The 16,511-nt window shown below is 71.4% G+C and carries 12 protein-coding genes and 3 pseudogenes; 7 read left to right on the top strand and 8 right to left on the bottom strand.

Annotation, left to right across the window (positions count from 1 at the left end):
* The 4 genes and pseudogenes from G3I71_RS52390 to G3I71_RS33570 all read right to left on the bottom strand — a co-directional run.
* Positions 1 to 538 (bottom strand): annotated as a pseudogene (locus tag G3I71_RS52390) (hypothetical protein); the annotation flags it as partial.
* 480 nt (positions 539 to 1,018) lie between these two features.
* Positions 1,019 to 1,810: a 3-oxoacyl-ACP reductase gene (locus G3I71_RS33580; protein ID WP_164320608.1), complete on the bottom strand. Its 792-nt coding sequence runs from the start codon at positions 1,808 to 1,810 to the stop codon at positions 1,019 to 1,021.
* On the bottom strand, positions 1,807 to 3,210 hold the full coding sequence (locus G3I71_RS33575; protein WP_164320606.1) for an aldehyde dehydrogenase: 1,404 nt from the start codon (positions 3,208 to 3,210) through the stop codon (positions 1,807 to 1,809). The genes G3I71_RS33580 and G3I71_RS33575 overlap by 4 nt, the downstream gene beginning before the upstream one ends.
* An 11-nt stretch (positions 3,211 to 3,221) precedes the next feature.
* On the bottom strand, positions 3,222 to 4,592 hold the full coding sequence (locus G3I71_RS33570; protein ID WP_164320604.1) for a glutamine synthetase family protein: 1,371 nt from the start codon (positions 4,590 to 4,592) through the stop codon (positions 3,222 to 3,224).
* Between the two features lie 96 nt (positions 4,593 to 4,688).
* Between G3I71_RS33570 and G3I71_RS33565 the strand changes: the two genes are divergently transcribed.
* Together G3I71_RS33565 and G3I71_RS33560 are read left to right on the top strand one after the other, a co-directional pair.
* A complete protein-coding gene (locus G3I71_RS33565) occupies positions 4,689 to 5,423 on the top strand; it encodes a FadR/GntR family transcriptional regulator (protein WP_164320602.1) in 735 nt (244 codons plus the stop codon).
* Positions 5,424 to 5,528: 105 nt separating this feature from the next.
* Positions 5,529 to 6,230: a gamma-glutamyl-gamma-aminobutyrate hydrolase family protein gene (locus G3I71_RS33560; RefSeq protein ID WP_164320600.1), complete on the top strand. Its 702-nt coding sequence runs from the start codon at positions 5,529 to 5,531 to the stop codon at positions 6,228 to 6,230.
* Between the two features lie 102 nt (positions 6,231 to 6,332).
* Here the strand turns inward: G3I71_RS33560 and G3I71_RS33555 are convergent, their stop codons facing one another.
* Positions 6,333 to 7,256, bottom strand: a complete 924-nt coding sequence (locus tag G3I71_RS33555; protein ID WP_164320598.1) for a LysR family transcriptional regulator — start codon at positions 7,254 to 7,256, stop codon at positions 6,333 to 6,335.
* Between the two features lie 71 nt (positions 7,257 to 7,327).
* Between G3I71_RS33555 and G3I71_RS33550 the strand changes: the two genes are divergently transcribed.
* Positions 7,328 to 8,500: a TDT family transporter gene (locus tag G3I71_RS33550; RefSeq protein WP_164320597.1), complete on the top strand. Its 1,173-nt coding sequence runs from the start codon at positions 7,328 to 7,330 to the stop codon at positions 8,498 to 8,500.
* On the opposite strand, the gene G3I71_RS33545 is transcribed toward G3I71_RS33550, so the two are convergent.
* From G3I71_RS33545 to G3I71_RS33535, 3 genes and pseudogenes are all read right to left on the bottom strand, one after another.
* Positions 8,427 to 9,167, bottom strand: a complete 741-nt coding sequence (locus G3I71_RS33545; RefSeq protein ID WP_164320596.1) for a helical backbone metal receptor — start codon at positions 9,165 to 9,167, stop codon at positions 8,427 to 8,429. The two genes, G3I71_RS33550 and G3I71_RS33545, sit on opposite strands and share 74 nt — an antisense overlap.
* A 15-nt stretch (positions 9,168 to 9,182) precedes the next feature.
* Positions 9,183 to 9,752: a helix-turn-helix domain-containing protein gene (locus G3I71_RS33540; RefSeq protein ID WP_164320595.1), complete on the bottom strand. Its 570-nt coding sequence runs from the start codon at positions 9,750 to 9,752 to the stop codon at positions 9,183 to 9,185.
* Between the two features lie 478 nt (positions 9,753 to 10,230).
* Positions 10,231 to 10,428: pseudogene (locus G3I71_RS33535) on the bottom strand (glycine/betaine ABC transporter permease); the annotation flags it as partial.
* Positions 10,429 to 10,665: 237 nt separating this feature from the next.
* On the opposite strand from G3I71_RS33535, the pseudogene G3I71_RS33530 reads away from it, so the two are divergent.
* The 4 genes and pseudogenes from G3I71_RS33530 to G3I71_RS33515 all read left to right on the top strand — a co-directional run bounded on the left by G3I71_RS33530 (position 10,666) and on the right by G3I71_RS33515 (position 16,297).
* Positions 10,666 to 12,297, top strand: a pseudogene (locus G3I71_RS33530) (IS200/IS605 family accessory protein TnpB-related protein).
* A gap of 30 nt (positions 12,298 to 12,327) precedes the next feature.
* On the top strand, positions 12,328 to 13,257 hold the full coding sequence (locus G3I71_RS33525; RefSeq protein ID WP_239149497.1) for a 5'-3' exonuclease: 930 nt from the start codon (positions 12,328 to 12,330) through the stop codon (positions 13,255 to 13,257).
* 208 nt (positions 13,258 to 13,465) lie between these two features.
* The gene (locus tag G3I71_RS33520) at positions 13,466 to 14,314 is read left to right on the top strand and encodes a siderophore-interacting protein (protein ID WP_164320593.1); all 849 of its coding nucleotides are present in this window, start codon (positions 13,466 to 13,468) and stop codon (positions 14,312 to 14,314) included.
* Positions 14,315 to 14,752: 438 nt separating this feature from the next.
* Positions 14,753 to 16,297 (top strand): amino acid permease, encoded by a 1,545-nt coding sequence (locus G3I71_RS33515; RefSeq protein ID WP_164320592.1) that lies wholly within the window; start codon positions 14,753 to 14,755, stop codon positions 16,295 to 16,297.
* Positions 16,298 to 16,511: the final 214 nt, after the last annotated feature.

The raw sequence follows: 16,511 nt of genomic DNA, 5'->3' as shown, positions 1-16,511 counted from the left end.
GCTGTGGAGGCGCCTTGCGCAGGCGCCTGGTGATCTCCAACTCGGCGTCGGCGACGGCGCTCGGGCGCCAGGGCGCCACGGGCGGCTGGTGGGCCGGGCGCGGCGGCAGGTCGGGCCGGGGGCGCGGCGGCACCGAGGTTCGGCCGACCGGGGGCTCGTCGGGGAGCCTGGCCGAGGAGGGCGGCGGGGGCGGGGCTATGGGGTCGCCGGCCTCCCGGGAGGGAGCACGCAGGTGCGGGAACCGGGGTGGGGCAGCGTCTGTCGCGGTGTTCGGCGTCGGCGTCGCCGCGTGCGCCGCCGGTGCGCCGGAAGGCCCGGGGCCGGCGGCCGTACCAGGTGCACCGGGCGTACGCCCTGACACGCTCGCCGCGTCGCTGGTCGCGCCAGGCTCCCGGCCGTCGCTCCCGGCGCCGTTCCTGCCGGTGTCCGGCGCGTTCTCGGCCGTGCCGCCCGTACCGTCCGTGACCGGCGGCCCGGTCGGTGGTGGAGGGGTGGCCGGGCGCGGGGGAACGGAGGTGCGCCGCGCTTCCGTGCTCATGCACCCCCCGTTTCCTCGTACCGGCGCAGGGCCGCGGAGTCCGTGCGGCGCGGGACGCGGCCGTCCCGGGCAGGCATACCCGCGCGGGCGGGCGGCCATCCGTGCGCGTACCTCCGCGCGCGGTGGCTCCTCCCTGCGTGAAGCGTCACTCTACGGGTTGACACCCACCGAACGGGAACCAGTCCGCGGCACCGGGGCTTCTGCCCGGATCGTCCCCTGCCCTGCGGTAATCGTGTCCGACAGACCTCGTCAGAACTGGTCAGAACTCGTTCATGGCGCCCGCGCCGCTGACCGGGCCGGTCACTACCGGGCCACCGCTCGGCCGGCGAACGGAGTGTCCCGGGGCGACAGGGCGGTGCCCCCGGCGCGGCCCTCGCCCCCGCCGGGGTGCGACGGCGGGCGAGGGCTCCTCGGCGTGTGCCGGTGATCGGTCCACCTGTGGCGATGTCCTCCAACACCCGGGCGCGGTAAGGCTGTTGCCTACACGGGCGTGACGTACGCCCCCGCGATGCCGCCGTCGACCAGGAAGTCGGTGGCGTTGACGAACGAGGAGTCGTCGCTGGCCAGGAAGGCGACGGCGGCGGCGATCTCGTCGGCCTCGGCGAACCGTCCGACCGGGATGTGGACGAGCCGACGGGCGGCGCGCTCAGGGTCCTTCGCGAACAGTTCCTGGAGGAGCGGGGTGTTGACCGGCCCCGGGCAGAGCGCGTTGACGCGGATGCCCTCACGGGCGAACTGCACGCCCAGTTCACGGGTCATGGCGAGGACACCGCCCTTGGACGCGGTGTACGAGATCTGGGAGGTGGCCGCGCCCATCCTCGCCACGAACGAGGCCGTGTTGATGATCGAGCCCTTGCCCTGGCGCCGCATGTAGGGGATCGCGGCCTTGCAGCACAGGAAGACAGACGTCAGGTTGACCTCCTGGACGCGCTTCCAGGCCTCCAGGCCGGTGTCCAGGATGGAGTCGTCGTCGGGCGGCGAGATACCGGCGTTGTTGAACGCGATGTCGACGCTGCCGTAGGTGTCGTACGCCGTCCTGAAAAGCGCCTCGACCTGCTCGGGGTCGGTGACGTCGACCTTGACGAAGATCCCGCCCACCTCGTCGGCGGCGGCCTTGCCGCTCGGCTCGTCGATGTCGCCGCAGACGACGTGGGCGCCCTCGGAGGCGAACCTGCGCGCGGTGGCGAGGCCGATGCCGCTGCCGGCACCGGTGATGACGGCGGTACGGCCGACGAGGCGTCGGCAGATGGGGGCTTCGGTCGATTCGGTCACTGTGCGGGGCCTTCCGTGCTGATGAAGACGTTCTTCGTCTCGGTGAATGCGGCGAGGGCGTCCGGGCCGAGCTCGCGGCCGATCCCGGACTGCTTGAAGCCGCCGAAGGGGGTCGAGTAGCGCACGCTGGAGTGCGAGTTGACGGACAGGTTGCCTGCCCGGACGGCCTGCGACACACGCAGGGCGCGGCCGACGTCCCGGGTCCAGATGGAGCCGGAGAGGCCGTAGTCGGTGCCGTTGGCGAGCGCCACGGCGTCCGCCTCGTCGTCGAAGGGGAGGACGACGGCGACCGGGCCGAAGACCTCCTCGACTGCCACGCGCGCGTGCGGGTCGACGTCGGTGAGGACGGTCGGCGGGAACCAGAAGCCGGGGCCCGCGGGTGCCTCGCCCCGGATGCCGGCCAGGTCGTCGGTGACGTACGCGCGTACGCGGTCCAGCTGGGCCCTGGAGATCAGCGGGCCCATCTGGGTCTTCTCGTCCGCCGGGTCGCCGACGAGGACGGATTCGACAGCGGGGGCGAGCAGGCCGAGGAAGCGGTCGTACACGGAGCGTTGGACGAGGATGCGGGTGCGGGCGCAGCAGTCCTGGCCGGAGTTGTCGAGGAACGACATGGGGGCGGCGGCCGCGGCGGCCTCGATGTCCGCGTCGGCGAAGACGATGTTGGGGCTCTTGCCGCCGAGTTCGAGGGTGACGCGCTTGAGGAGCGCCGACCCCTTCGCCAGGACCTGCTTGCCCACGCCCGTCGACCCGGTGAAGACGATCTTCGCGACGCCCGAGTGCTCGACGAGCGCGTTGCCCGCGACGGGACCGTGGCCCGGCAGCACCTGGAAGAGACCCTCCGGCAGGCCTGCTTCCAGGGCGAGTTCGGCCAGGCGCAGCGCGGTCAGGGGGGTCGTCTCGGCGGGCTTGAGGATCACCGCGTTGCCGGCGGCGAGCGCGGGAGCCGTACCCCATGCGGCGATCGGCATGGGGAAGTTCCAGGGCGCGATGACGCCGACGACGCCGAGCGGTTCGAGGAGGGTGATGTCGAGGCCGCCGGCGACCGGGATCTGCCGTCCGGTCAGCCGTTCGACACCGCCCGCCGCGTAGTCGAGCAGGTCTCGGACGTTGCCCGCCTCCCAGCGCGCGTTGCCGATGACGTGCCCGGCCTCCCGCACCTCCAACTGGGCCAGTTCTTCGAGGTGTTCGTCGACGGTGGCCGCGAAGCGGCGCAGCAGACGGGCCCGGTCGGCGGGCGCGAGGGCAGCCCAGCGCGTCTGCGCCCGCGTGGCCCGTGCGACGGCCGCGTCGATGTCCTCCCGGGTGGCGGCGGGGACGGTGGCGACGACGTCCTCGGTGGCGGGGTTGAGGACGCGAAGCTCACGCTCGTACGTAAGTTCGCGCTCATGCTCGTACGACAAGAAAGGACCTCTCACAAGCGTTCGAAGGAGCGGCGAAGCTCCCAGTCGGTCACCGCGGCGTCGAAGGCGTCGAGTTCGACGCGGGCCATGTTGCGGTAGTGGGCGACCACCTCGTCGCCGAAGGCGGCCTGGGCGATGGGACTGTTCTCCCACAGCTCGGCGGCCTCGCGCAGGGTCGTCGGGACGTGCGCGTAGTCGCCGGCGTACGCGTTGCCCGCGCATGCCTCGGGCAACTCCAGCTTCTGCTCGATGCCGTACAGCCCGGCGGCGACCAGCCCGGCGACGGCGAGGTACGGGTTGACGTCACCGCCGGGCAGCCGGTTCTCGAACCGCATGGACCTGCCGTGGCCGACGATCCGCAGCGCGCAGGTGCGGTTGTCGTAGCCCCAGGCGACGGCGGTCGGCGCGAACGAGCCCGGCTGGAACCTCTTGTACGAGTTGATGTTGGGCGCGTACAGGAGCGAGAAGTCCCGGAGGGCGGCGAGCTGCCCGGCGAGGAAGTACCGCATCACCTCGGACATGCCGCCGGGGTCGGCCGCCGTACCGGCCATGACGTTCGTGCCGTCGGCGTCGGCGAGCGAGAGGTGGATGTGACAGGAGTTGCCCTCGCGCTCGTTGTACTTGGCCATGAAGGTGAGCGAGACGCCCTCCTGGCTGGCGATCTCCTTGGCGCCGGTCTTGTAGACGGCGTGCTGGTCGCAGGTGACGACCGCGTCGTCGTACTTGAAGGCGATCTCGTGCTGGCCCGGGTTGCACTCGCCCTTGGCGGACTCGACGATCAGTCCGGCGGCCGTCATCTCGTTCCGGATACGGCGCAGCAGGGGCTCGATGCGGCCGGTGCCGAGTACCGAGTAGTCGATGTTGTACTGGTTGGCCGGGGTCAGCCCGCGGTAGTTGGCGTCCCAGGCCTGCTCGTAAGTGTCCTTGAACACGATGAACTCGAGCTCGGTGCCGACCTTCGCGGTGAACCCGTGCTCGGCGAGCCGGTCCAGCTGGCGGCGGAGGACCTGGCGGGGCGCGGCCACGACCGGGGAGCCGTCGTTCCAGGCGAGGTCGGCGACGAGGAACGCCGTACCGGCGTTCCAGGGCAGGCGGCGGAGCGTGGACAGGTCGGGATGCATGGCGAAGTCGCCGTACCCCCGCTCCCAGCTGGACATCTCATAGCCGTCGACCGTGTTCATCTCGGTGTCGACGGCCAGGAGGTAGTTGCAGCCTTCGGTGCCGTGCTCCAGGACGTCGTCGAGGAAGAAGCGGGCGGCGAACCGCTTGCCCTGGAGCCGCCCTTGCATGTCGGGGAAGGCCAGGACAACAGTGTCGATCTCTCCGCTCGCGACGAGGGCGTGCAGCTCCTCGACGCTCAGCGGGGGTGTGCGGTCTGCCACGGGAAAGCTCCTTCGGCTTCTGCGCGTTTTTTCCGGCCGGGCCGGAAGCCATAAGGTATTGCGGAGAACCATTGCTTGGGAAGGGGGCACGACGAGATGTCGCTGGACGCGGAGGGCGGCTTGGAGGACCGGTTTGCGCCGGTGCTGCGGCCCGTGCGGGCGGGCAACGGTTTCGAGGAGGCGCTGGAACAGATCCTGCAGGTCGTGCGGCTGGGCCTGGTACCGGGCGGCGAGCGGCTGCCGGCCGAGCGCGAACTCGCGGAGCGGCTCGGGATCAGCCGGGTGACGCTGCGCGAGGTGCTGAAGGTGCTCCAGGACCAGGGGCTCGTGGAGTCGCGGCGCGGCCGGTACGGCGGCACGTTCGTACTGCCCCGGGACGGCGCGGGCGGTGAGGTGGAGCTGCGGCGGCGGATCAGCGCGGTCGACATCGAGGACGTCCTGCGCTTCCGGGAGGTGCTGGAGGTGGGCGCGGCGGGCCTGTGCGCGCAGCACGGACTGTCGCCCGAGCAGGCGGACCGGCTGAAGGATGCCTTGTCCCGCACGCAGGACGCGCCGCTCCCGGACTATCGCCGACTGGACACGCTGCTCCACCTCACCCTGTCCGAGCTGTGCGGCTCCCCGACGCTGACCTCGCAGTACGCGGCGGTACGGGCGACGGTGAACGACCTGCTGGACTGCATCCCGCTGCTGGTACGCAACCTGGAGCACTCGCAGCGGCAGCACGCGGCGCTGGTCGACGCGGTGCTCGACGGGGACGCGGACGGGGCGCGGGAGATGATGCGGGAGCACTGTTCGGGGACGGCGGCGCTGTTGCGGGGGTTCCTGGCGTGACGCGGGTGGGACATGGGTTGCCAGCCGGGACGAGGGTCGGCAAAGGTATGGCCGTACGCCATTGAAAGCCGCACCGATTGCCCGCTGGATGCCAGGGAGACCCTCGTGACGACGACCGGACGACGACCGCTCATCGGCGTCAGCACCTACCTGGAGTCCAGGACGCGCTGGGGTGCGTGGGAGCTGCCCGCGGCCCTCCTGCCGGCCGGGTATCCGCGGCTCGTGCAGCGGGCCGGGGGCATCGCCGCGATGCTCCCGCCGGACGACCCGGCACACGCCGCAGCGACGGTCGCCCGGCTCGACGGTGTCGTGATCGCGGGCGGCCCCGATGTCGATCCCGCCCGGTACGGCGAGGAGCGCGACCCACGTACGGGCCCGCCCGCCGAGGCACGGGACGCCTGGGAACTGGCCCTGATCCAGGCGGCGTTGGCGACCGGCACTCCGTTGCTGGGCATCTGCCGGGGCATGCAGCTGCTGAACGTCGCCCTGGGCGGCACCCTGGTCCAGCACATCGACGGCCACGCCGAGACACCGGGCGTCTTCGGCCACCACACCGTGAAGCCGGTACCGGGCACGCGATACGCGGAGGCGGTACCGGAGGAGACATCGGTACCGACGTTCCACCACCAGTCGGTGGACCGCCTGGGGAGGGGTCTGGTCCCCTCGGCGTACGCGGCCGACGGAACGGTGGAGGCGGTGGAGGCGGAGGGTTCCGAGTGGGTCCTGGGGGTGCAGTGGCACCCGGAGATGGGGGAGGACCTGAGGGTGATGGAGGCGCTGGTGGCTTTCAGCCTGTCCGGCGTTTGAGGACGAGCGCGTTCAGCGCGACAGGGGGGTCTGGGGGCACAGCCCCCAGGGATGGGACGGGTAAGGGCGGCGGGGGCGAAAAACTCGCCGCCCGCCCAGCGCTCACCCCCGCGTCAGGCCCAACAACTCCCGCGCCGGCCCCACCGGCCGATGCCCCGTGGGCCACACCGCCCGCAGCTCACGATCCAACCGCACTCCCGCCAACGGCACGCACACCAACCGCCGCGTCGCCAGCTCCTCCCCCACCGCCAGTTCACTCAGCACAGCGGGCCCCGCCCCACCCACCGCCGACGCCTTCACCGCGGTCGTCGACGACAGCTCGATCAGCGGACGCGCCAACCCGCCCAACGCCGTGTTCAGCACCTGCCGCGTCCCCGACCCCTCCTCCCGGAGGATCAGCGGCGTCACCGCCAGCTCCTCCGCCCCCACCGGCTTCCTCCGCCGCGCCCATGGGTGCCCCGGCGCCGTCACCACGATCAGCCGGTCCTTCGCGACGACCACCGAGTCCAGCCCGCTCGGTACGCCCGTCCCCTCCACGAAACCGATGTCGGCCTCGTCCGACAGAACCCGTTCGGCGACCGCCGCCGAGTTCCCCGCGAGCAGCGACACCGCCGTCTCGGGCCGCAGCACACGCAGCGCCAGCAGCCAGCCCGGCAGCAGGTACTCGGCGATCGTCATACTGGCCGCCACCCGCAGCCGGGAGTCGCGTCGCGTGCGCAGGGCCTGTGCCCCGGCGTCGAACGCCTCCGCCGCCTCGACGACCCGCCGGGCCCAGTCGGTGACGAGCACACCGGCGTCCGTGAGCCGGGATCCGCGCGGCGAGCGGTCCACGAGCGCCACGCCCAGCTGGCGTTCCATCGACCGGATGCGGCTGCTGGCGGCCGGCTGGGTGATGCCCAGTTCCTGCGCCGCCCGCCCGAGACTCCCCAGCCGCGCCACGGCAAGCAGCAGTTCCATCGCCCCGAGGTCCGGGACCCGCCGCGCGACCCCCGACGCCTGTACGGCCCTGCCCTCCACATCACCCATAGATCCAGCTTATGCCCTCATTCACCGAAACCCCCTGGTGACCGCACGTACCCCCGCGCGACCGTAAGGACATGGCCACCGCAGCCCCCGCCCCCACCCGCCCGCTCCCCCAGCACCAGGCCCAGCCCAAGCACCCCCTCTTCCCCGGCGGCAGCCTCCGCCATCTCGGCCCCAACTGGTACGCCCCCGTCATGGGCACCGCCATCGTGGGCACCGCGGGCGCCGGTCTCCCCGGCGCGGACGGCATCCCCGGGCTGCGTACCGTCTGCACGGCCGTGTGGGCCCTCTCCCTCGCCCTCCTCCTCGCGCTTCTCTGCGCCCGCGCGCTGCACTGGGCCCACCACCGCGACCAGGCCCGCGCCCACCTCCGCGACCCGGCGACGGCACCCTTCTACGGCTGCCTCTCCATGGCCCTGACGGCCGTCGGCGGCGGCGCCCTCGTCGTCGGCCGGGACTGGATCGGCCTCCCGGCCGCCCTGGCCCTGGACGCGGTCCTGTTCACCGTAGGGACGGTCGTCGGACTCGTCGCCGCCGTCGCCGTCCCGTACCTCCTGGTCGTACGCCGCGGGACACCCAGCCCCGTATGGCTGCTCCCCGTCGTCGCGCCCATGGTGTCCGCGGCACTCGGTCCGCTTCTCGTCCCCCGTCTCCCGCCCGGGCAGGGGCAGCAGACGCTCCTGTTCGCCTGCCTGGCCATGTTCGGGCTGAGCCTGCTCGGGACCCTCGTGATGCTGCCGCTCGTCTTCGCGCGCCTCGTCACGACCGGCCCGCTCCCGCTCGCCCTCACCCCGACCCTGTTCCTGGCCCTGGGTCCGCTCGGCCAGTCCACCACCGCCGCCGGTCACTTCGCCGACCTCGCCCCTGGCGTCGTACCCGTCCCGCATGCGGTCGCCGCTGCCGCCGCCGTCCTCTACGGCGTTCCCGTCATGGGCTTCGCCCTGCTGTGGCTCGCGCTCGCAGGTGCGCTGGTGCTGCGCGCCCGGCGCCGGGGCATGGGCTTCACGATGACGTGGTGGGCCTTCACCTTCCCGGTGGGCACCTGTGTCACCGGCGCGGCGAGTCTCGGCCGGCACACCGGGCTCGCCGCCTTCGCCGTCCTCGCCGCCGTCCTGTACGCGCTGCTCGTCGCGGCCTGGGCCGGCGCCGCCGCCCGTACCGTGCGGGGCCTGGTCAGCGGTGAGCTGCTCGCAGGGCCGCGCCCAGCACCCGTGGCGCCGCTGCCAGTGACGGCCCGTACCAGGTGAGGTGGCGCCCGCTGACGAGCGCGCAGGGCAGCCCCTCGAACGCCTCGGGACCGTCCTCGGCCGTGAATCGGTACGGCTCGTCCGGCAGCACGACCATCCCGGTCCGCGCTGCGGCCCGCAGTTCCTCGACCGGTACGCGCGGATAGCGCTCGGCGTGGCCCGCGTACGCGTTGTCGACGCCCAGTCGCGCCAGCACGTCACCCGCGAAGGTGTCCCGCCCGAGCACCATCCAGGGGCGTCGCCAGATCGGCACGACAGCGGTCGTACGACCGCTGTCTGCCGCCCTCCAGCGCTCCGGCGCCGACCACGCCGTCTCCGCCTCGTCGAGCCACCGGGGTCGGGATCCCGCGCCGCACGCCGTCACCACCCGCGCCAGTTCCCGGAACGCCTGCGGCACGTCCCGCACTTCGGTGAGCAGCACCTCGATGCCGGCAGCGCGCAGGGCGGCGAGGTCCGGTTCGCGGTTCTCCTCCTCGTTGGCGACGACCAGGTCCGGCGCGAGTTCGACGATCCGCCCGACCTCGGGGTTCTTGGTGCCGCCGACGCGTACGACGTCGGCACCAAGGTCCGCCGGGTGGCTGCACCAGTCCGTGGCCCCGACCAGAACGCCGGGCACCGTGACCGCCACCGCCTCCGTCAGGGACGGCACCAGCGAGATCACCCTCATGGCCGACCGGGCATCTCAGCGCCGCCCGTCCTGCACCGCCTCGATGTGTTCGGCCACCGCCACCACGATCACCCGGGTGTCCGGCACGGTCGCCCGCCAGCGGTGCCGCACCCCGCCCGTCAGGTACAGCGTGTCGCCGCGGCCGAGCCGGTGTGCGCGGCCCTCCGCCTCGATCTCGACGGCGCCGTCGGCGACGTACATCAACTCGTCGTTGCGGTGCTGGAACTCGCGGCCGGCGTCGTGGTCGCCGATGAACTCCATGGCGTGCAGCTGCTGGTGGCCGCGGACGAGGGAGCGCACCCGGGGCTCGTCGGGGGCGGGTTCGAGGGTGTCCGCGCGGACGACGTCGACGCTGCACGCCGGGTCGGCTTCCGCGAGGAGTTCGACCGCGGTGGTGCGCAGAGCGTCGGCGACCTTCTCCAGGGACCTGCGGCTGGGCCGCGCCCGCTCGTTCTCGACCTGGCTCAGGAAGGGCACCGACAGGCCACTGCGTTCGGCCACTACGGCGAGGGTGAGCTCCAGTGCCCGGCGCCGCCGCCTGACGGCCGCGCCCACCCGCAGGGGCTGTTCTTTGTGGTCGCCCATGGGTCCGGCTCCCTCCTCGGCTCGTCGTCGCGTCCCGGTGGCGTACGTCCCATCACAGCGCATCGCGCCGCGTGTTCGGTGGCTGTTCGCCAGATCGTCCCCGAACCATGCACGACGCGTTCTCTGATGACGTTCCCTGATGGGTTCCTTGCACCCTACGCATGTTCGTCAAACCGTTTCACGCGCCCGTCACATCGGTGTCACCCCCCGTCGGGTACGACCTCATGGTTCGCGCCAGCGGATGAGCCGCCCGGCCCCTCCCGGCGTCGGTCCACGCGCGCGTGCGGCGGACCTGACCAGCGGGACCCGTCGACGGGGCGGCCGAGCCAAGGGGATGGCCTGGCGCTCCGTGGTTGGCCGGATCCCTCTCGTACGCGGAACGTGTCCGTCCGGGAAAGCCGCAAGGGGTGGGCCGCACCGTGGACACTCGCACGCGCGCGTGTCTCCCGGCTCGACCCACCCCTCCTGAGCGGCTCCCTCAGTTGTTCATTACCCCTTTCGCACCGCTCTTGCCCTTGGAATCGCCGACCGGTGCCCATTTCTCGGCGAGCCCGGGGTTCGCCTTCAGCCAACTACGGGCGGCGTCCTGCTCCCCGCCCTTGCCCGCCTGCTGGATGCGCGCCTCCAGACCGGTGAGCTGTTTCTCCGTCATGGAGAATTTCATCAGCCAGGTCCCTGGGGACGCCGGAAAGTGACGCGCGGGGTTTGGAGCTGCTCACACTGGAGTGTGTTCAAGGGTGTTCTGGTGAGCGTGAGTGAGTGTGGGTGGTCTGTGTTCGGGTCGCGCACCTCGGCCGTGGGGCTGGTTCTCGGTGGGGAACTGACGTTCTTGCATCGAATGCGTGACCTTCCCGGGTGGTGCTCGTTTCTCATGACGACGGATCTTCGGATGGGGCCGGGCGGGGGTGACAGGGTGGGTGAGTTGAGGAGCATTGCGCCGACGTTCGTCGCGTCCGGTCCGAGTGGTGTGACAGTCCGGACCCGCCTCAAGCACCTGACGCCGGGCGATGAGAAGGTGCTACGTCTGGTGGGCGCGCATCTGGGGTCGCTGGCCTCGAAGGATCTCAAGACCCGCTGCCGGGACGGCTTGTCGCATTCCGGTGGGGCGTGGGCGGTGCGTAAGCGGGAGCTGACGCCGGTCTCCTCGTCGCGGTGGGCAGGCAGTATCACCAAGGCCACGCAGGACCAGTGGGCGCTGGCCCGCCGCTGCCAGTCGGCGCACATCCACAATCTGGAAGCGGGCGTCCGCACCATTGAGCACCGCCTGGCGCTGCCGGTCGGGCAGAAGGGGAGCAAGAAGGCACCCGGGGGTTACCGGTCCCAGCGGGAATGGCACGCGAAGTCGAGGCGGCTGCGGGTGCTTCAGGACCGGCTCACCGCCGCGAGGGCCGACCGCGAGGCCGGACTCGTCCACGTCGTACGGGGCGGCAAACGGCTGGCCCGCACCCGGCACCACCTGGACGCCGCCCAGCTCACGGAGTCGGCGTGGCGCCGCGGTTGGGAGGCGGAGCGCTGGTTCTGCCAGGCCGACGGAGAGTCCGGCAAGCGCTACGGCAACGAGACGATCCGAGTCAGCCCAGACGGTGAGGTGAGCATCAAGCTCCCCGCGCCGCTCGTGCATCTGTCGAACGCCCCGCGTGGGCGGTACGTCCTGGCCTGCCGGGTCACGTTCGCGCACCGGGGTGGCGAGTGGACAGACCGTGTCGCGGTCAACCGGGCGATCGCCTACCGCATCCACCTCGATACTGGCCGGGACCGCTGGTACTTGACCGCGTCCTGGCAGATCCCACCCACGCCAGCCATCCCGATCGAGGCGGCGCTCGCCCACGGCGTGATCGGCGTCGACATGAACGCCGACCACCTCGCCGCCTGGCGCCTTGACATCCACGGCAACCCCACCGGCAGCCCGCGCCGCTTCTTCTACGACCTCACCGGCACCGCCGAACACCGTGACGCCCAGGTCCGCCACGCCCTCACCCGCCTCCTGCACTGGGCCCGAACGTGCGGTGTCAAGGCGATCGCGGTGGAGGACCTGGACTTCGCCGCCGAGAAGACCCGGGAGAAACACGGCCGCAGGAAGCACTTCCGGCAGCTGATCTCCGGCATGCCCACCGCCAAGCTCCGCGCCCGACTGGCCTCGATGGCCGACCAGACAGGCATCGCGGTCATCGCCGTGGACCCGGCCTACACCAGCCGGTGGGGTGCTCAGCACTGGCAGAAACCCCTCACCACCACAATCCGCAAAACCACTCGCCACGATGCTGCTGCCGTGGCGATCGGAAGGCGCGCCCAGGGACACCCGATCCGGCGACGGACGACACCGCCCCCACAGCACCGGAGTGATGCTGTGGGGCATCGGACCGTCCAGGCCAGATCGGGTGTCCCAGGGCGTGAGGGAACCCGCCCCCGCATCCCCGGACCACGGACACGATCCGTGCCGCCCGGACGCGGAGCGAACGCGGGCCACCAGAACGCCCAACACCGTCCGGGGCGTTCGGCCGAGCATGAGACCTGGCAACAGGCCCCACTCCCGCTCAGTCTTTAGGAACGGTGACTGTCAGTGGCGTACGGCATGATGCGAGGCGTGACCGGACGACTGATGCTTCTCGACACCGCCTCGCTCTATTTCCGCGCCTATTTCGGCGTCCCGGAGTCCGTGAAGGCTCCGGACGGCACGCCGGTGAACGCCGTGCGCGGGCTGCTCGAATTCATCGACCGGCTGGTCAAGGACCACCGGCCGGACCTCCTGGTCGCGTGCATGGACGCGGACTGGCGTCCGCAGTGGCGGGTCGACCTGATCCCCTCGTACAAGGCCCACCGCGTCGCCGAGGAGCGCGAGACGGGGCCTGACGCGGAGGAGGTGCCGGACACCCTGTCGCCGCAGGTGCCGATCATCGAAGCGGTGCTGGACGCGGTCGGCATCGCGCGCGTGGGCGTCGCGGGGTACGAGGCGGACGACGTGATCGGCACCTTCACAGGCCGCGCCGAGGGCCCCGTCGACATCGTCACCGGCGACCGGGACCTGTACCAGTTGGTCGACGACGCGCGCGGGGTGCGTGTCCTGTACCCGCTCAAGGGCGTGGGCTCTCTGCAGCTGACCGACGAGGCCTGGCTGCGCGAGAGGTATGGGGTGACCGGAAGGGGGTACGCGGATCTCGCGCTGTTGCGCGGCGACCCGAGCGACGGGTTGCCGGGCGTGCCCGGTATCGGCGAGAAGACGGCCACGAAGCTGCTGGCCGAGTTCGGCGACCTGGCCGGGATCATGGCCGCGGTCGACGACCCGAAGGCGAAGCTGACGCCGTCGCAGCGCAAGCGGCTCGACGAGTCACGGCCGTACGTCGAGGTCGCGCCCAAGGTCGTCCTGGTGGCCGGCGATGTGCCACTGCCGGACGTCAACACAGCGGTGCCGCGTACCCCTCGCGACCCCGCGGCGCTCGAAGCGCTCGCCGCCCGCTGGGGACTTGGGGGATCGCTGGAGAGATTGCTCACGACACTCGGACACTGAGGCGCTCGCCATCCGCTCCTGAGGCACGATGCACTCGTGCCTCACCACCAGGCACGAGGCTCTGCCCGGAGAGAACGACATCGCCGCTTCAAAGAACGCCGCTCTCACTTTGAGGCATCTTTGCGAAACCGGTCGCCTCGGGTAACAGGGTTTCACCGGGGGGAGATGCTAACTTAGGTAAGCCTAAGCAGAGAACAGGGAGGCCGTCATGGCAGAGCGCCCGGAACGCAGGGCTCCGAAGCTCCACTCCGCGCAGGTCGTCCGCACCGAGCGACTGACCCCGCACATGCAGCGCGTGGTCCTGGGCGGCGACGGCCTCGCCGAGTTCTCGGCCGGCACCCGCACCGACCACTACGTGAAACTGCAGTTCCCGGCCGAGGGCGTCACCTATCCACAGCCTTTCGACATGCAGCGCGTCCGCGAGGAGTTCCCGCGCGAACAGTGGCCCGTCTCCCGCACCTACACGGTGCGCGCCTGGGATCCCGAACTGCGCGAGCTGACCCTCGACTTCGTCCTGCACGGCGACGAGGGCCTGGCCGGCCCCTGGGCGATGCGCGTCCAGCCGGGCGAGACGGTCGTCTTCGGCGGCCCCGGCGGCGCGTACGCCCCGGACCCCGACGCCGACTGGCATCTGCTCGCCGGTGACGAGAGCGCGCTGCCCGCGATCGCCTGCGCCCTGGAGGCGCTGCCCGACGGCTCCAGGGCGTACGCCTTCGTGGAGATCGCCGGACCCGAGGAGGAGCAGAAGATCGACTCCGACGTGGAGGTCCGCTGGCTGCACCGCGGTGAGCGGACCCCCGGCGAGGCCCTCGTCGAGGCCGTACGCGCCATGGAGTTCCCCGCGGGCCGGGTGCACGCGTTCGTGCACGGCGAGGCGGCCTTCGTGAAGGAGCTGCGCCGGCTGCTGCGGGTGGAGCGCGAGATCCCGCGCGAGGATCTCTCGATCTCCGGCTACTGGCGCCTCGGCCACAACGAGGACGGCTGGCAGGCGTCCAAGCGGGACTGGAACGCGCAGGTGGAGGCGGAGCAGGAGCCCGCCGAACCGGCGACCTCCTGACCCTCCGCGAGTATCCGGGGCCCGTGACCACCCCGGCCCCATCGGCCCGGCCCCTCGTCTCGTGGAGCCGGGCCGATGCCGTACCGCCCCGACCGAGCGGGTCCACTCCGGTCGGGGCGACGAGGCGGCCTTCGACTCCCCTCCCCCGGCGCCAGGTCGACGTTCCCGCTGGAGCAGTTGGCCACCGACGCCAGATCGACTGCAGATCCCGCATGCACCCCCGCACCAGCCCTTCACCACGCCCTGAAGACACCGCGCGAGAGCGTCGCCCGAGCCGGCAACACGCCACCGAGCCTCGTCGAATGCCCCGGTTGCCGAGCCTCAGTCGGCACGTGAGGACTTGGGTCCCGCCTCGTCACGGCCACGACATCCCTGCGAAACAGCGCCTCCCTAATTTCTGTCACCCGACAGGAATACGCGCCGAAGGCAGGTCCCGCCGTGACCACGACCGCTCCCACCGACGTACGCCCCGATCCGCCGGACCCGTCCGTCGACCGCTCCCTGACCGAGTTCGGCTACCGCCAGGAACTGCACCGGAGCCTCGGCCGGTACGCCTCGTTCGCCGCCGGGTTCTCCTTCATCTCGGTGCTGACGACCGTCTTCCAGTTCTTCGCCTTCGGGTACGCGTTCGGCGGCCCCGTCTTCTTCTGGGCCTGGCCGGCCGTGCTGATCGGCCAGTTGCTGGTCGCCGCGTGCTTCGCGGAACTGGCCGCGCGCTATCCGATCTCCGGCGCGATCTACCAGTGGTCGTCCCGGCTCTCCAACCTCACCTTCGGCTGGTTCGCCGGCTGGATCATGGTGATCGGGCAGATCGTGGTGGTCGGGGCGGCGGCGCTCGCCCTCCAGGTCGTCATGCCGGCCATCTGGTCCGGCTTCCAGCTGGTCGGCGACGACCCGTCCCCCGTCTCGGCGAGCGGCGCGGCCAACGCGGCGGTTCTCGGCGTGCTCCTGCTGGCCCTGACGACCCTGGTGAACGTCCTGGACAACCGCGTGATGTCCCTGATCAACCGGGTCGGCGTGACCGCCGAGATCATCGGCGCCGTCCTGATCGTCGTCCTCCTGTTCACCCACTCCGAGCGCACACCCGGCATCACCTTCCACACGGGTACGGCACTGGAGTCCGGCCTGACCGGTGCGCTGCTGGTCGGCTCGTTCACGGCGGCGTACGTGATGATCGGGTTCGACAGCGCCGGCGAGATGAGCGAGGAGACACACAATCCCCGGCGCACCGCGCCCCGCACGATCCTCACAGCGCTCGCCTCGGCGGGCCTGCTGGGCGGCCTGATCATCCTCGCCGGCCTGCTCGCCGCGCCGAGCCTCACCGACGGCCGACTCGGCGTCGAGGGCCTGAGCTACGTCCTGACGAGCAGCCTCGGCGACGGGGTGGGCCGCGCCCTGCTGGTCGACGTGGTGGTGGCCATCGCGGTGGCGACCCTCGCGATCCAGACGGCGGCTTCCCGGATGCTGTTCTCGATGGCCCGCGACGGCCAACTTCCGTACTCCGCCCGCCTCGCCAAGGTCAACCCGCGCACGGGCATGCCGAGCGCCCCGGCCCTGGTCGTCGGCGTCCTGGCGGCGGCCCTGCTCCTGCTCAACTTCGCCTCCCCTGAAGCCTTCCTGGCCATCGGCACCACCTGCATCGTGATGCTGTACCTGGCGTACGCGATGGTGACCGGCCCGCTCCTGATCCGGCGCCTCAAGGGCACCTTCACCGCCGACGGCACCGACGAGACCGGCAAACCCCTCTTCTCCCTCGGCCGCTGGGGCATCCCCGTCAACGCCCTCGCCCTCCTCTACGGCCTCTTCATGACCGTCAACCTGGCCTGGCCACGAGCAGCGGTGTACGACCCGGCGGGCGGGCACTGGTACTTCCAGTGGTTCACCGTGCTGTTCCTGGCGGTCACGGTGGGGGGTGGGGTCCTGTACCGGGCGGTGAGGGCGCGACGAGATGCGCTCGGTTCACTTGTCGAGCGTGATGAGTGAAGACACCGAACGGGATTTTGAACCCATGGCTGAGGCTTGAGGGATTGGATCAGTCCAGCCCCTCAACTCCGTGGACCCAGTTGTGGTCATCGGTGCACGTTCAAACACCATGGCGCACAGCTCCGGGGCCCCGTCCTGCTTCTGTCCTGATGCTCAACAGGCCGCTTCGGCGCGCCACCATGTTCGAGGTGAAGATGCGCCGGCATCCCAACCA

The sequence above is a fragment of the Streptomyces sp. SID12501 genome (genome assembly GCF_010550245.1).
Lineage (GTDB): Bacteria > Actinomycetota > Actinomycetes > Streptomycetales > Streptomycetaceae > Streptomyces.
This window is presented reverse-complemented; position numbering and strand designations above follow the sequence as displayed.

Coding starts and splice junctions, on each gene's coding strand:
- G3I71_RS33545 (WP_164320596.1), bottom strand. CDS start 9,167: ATGAGGGTGATCTCGCTGGTGCCGTCCCTGACGGAGGCGGTGGCGGTC.
- G3I71_RS33550 (WP_164320597.1), top strand. CDS start 7,328: ATGGCCACCGCAGCCCCCGCCCCCACCCGCCCGCTCCCCCAGCACCAG.
- G3I71_RS33565 (WP_164320602.1), top strand. CDS start 4,689: ATGTCGCTGGACGCGGAGGGCGGCTTGGAGGACCGGTTTGCGCCGGTG.
- G3I71_RS33540 (WP_164320595.1), bottom strand. CDS start 9,752: ATGGGCGACCACAAAGAACAGCCCCTGCGGGTGGGCGCGGCCGTCAGG.
- G3I71_RS33525 (WP_239149497.1), top strand. CDS start 12,328: ATGCGAGGCGTGACCGGACGACTGATGCTTCTCGACACCGCCTCGCTC.
- G3I71_RS33520 (WP_164320593.1), top strand. CDS start 13,466: ATGGCAGAGCGCCCGGAACGCAGGGCTCCGAAGCTCCACTCCGCGCAG.
- G3I71_RS33555 (WP_164320598.1), bottom strand. CDS start 7,256: ATGGGTGATGTGGAGGGCAGGGCCGTACAGGCGTCGGGGGTCGCGCGG.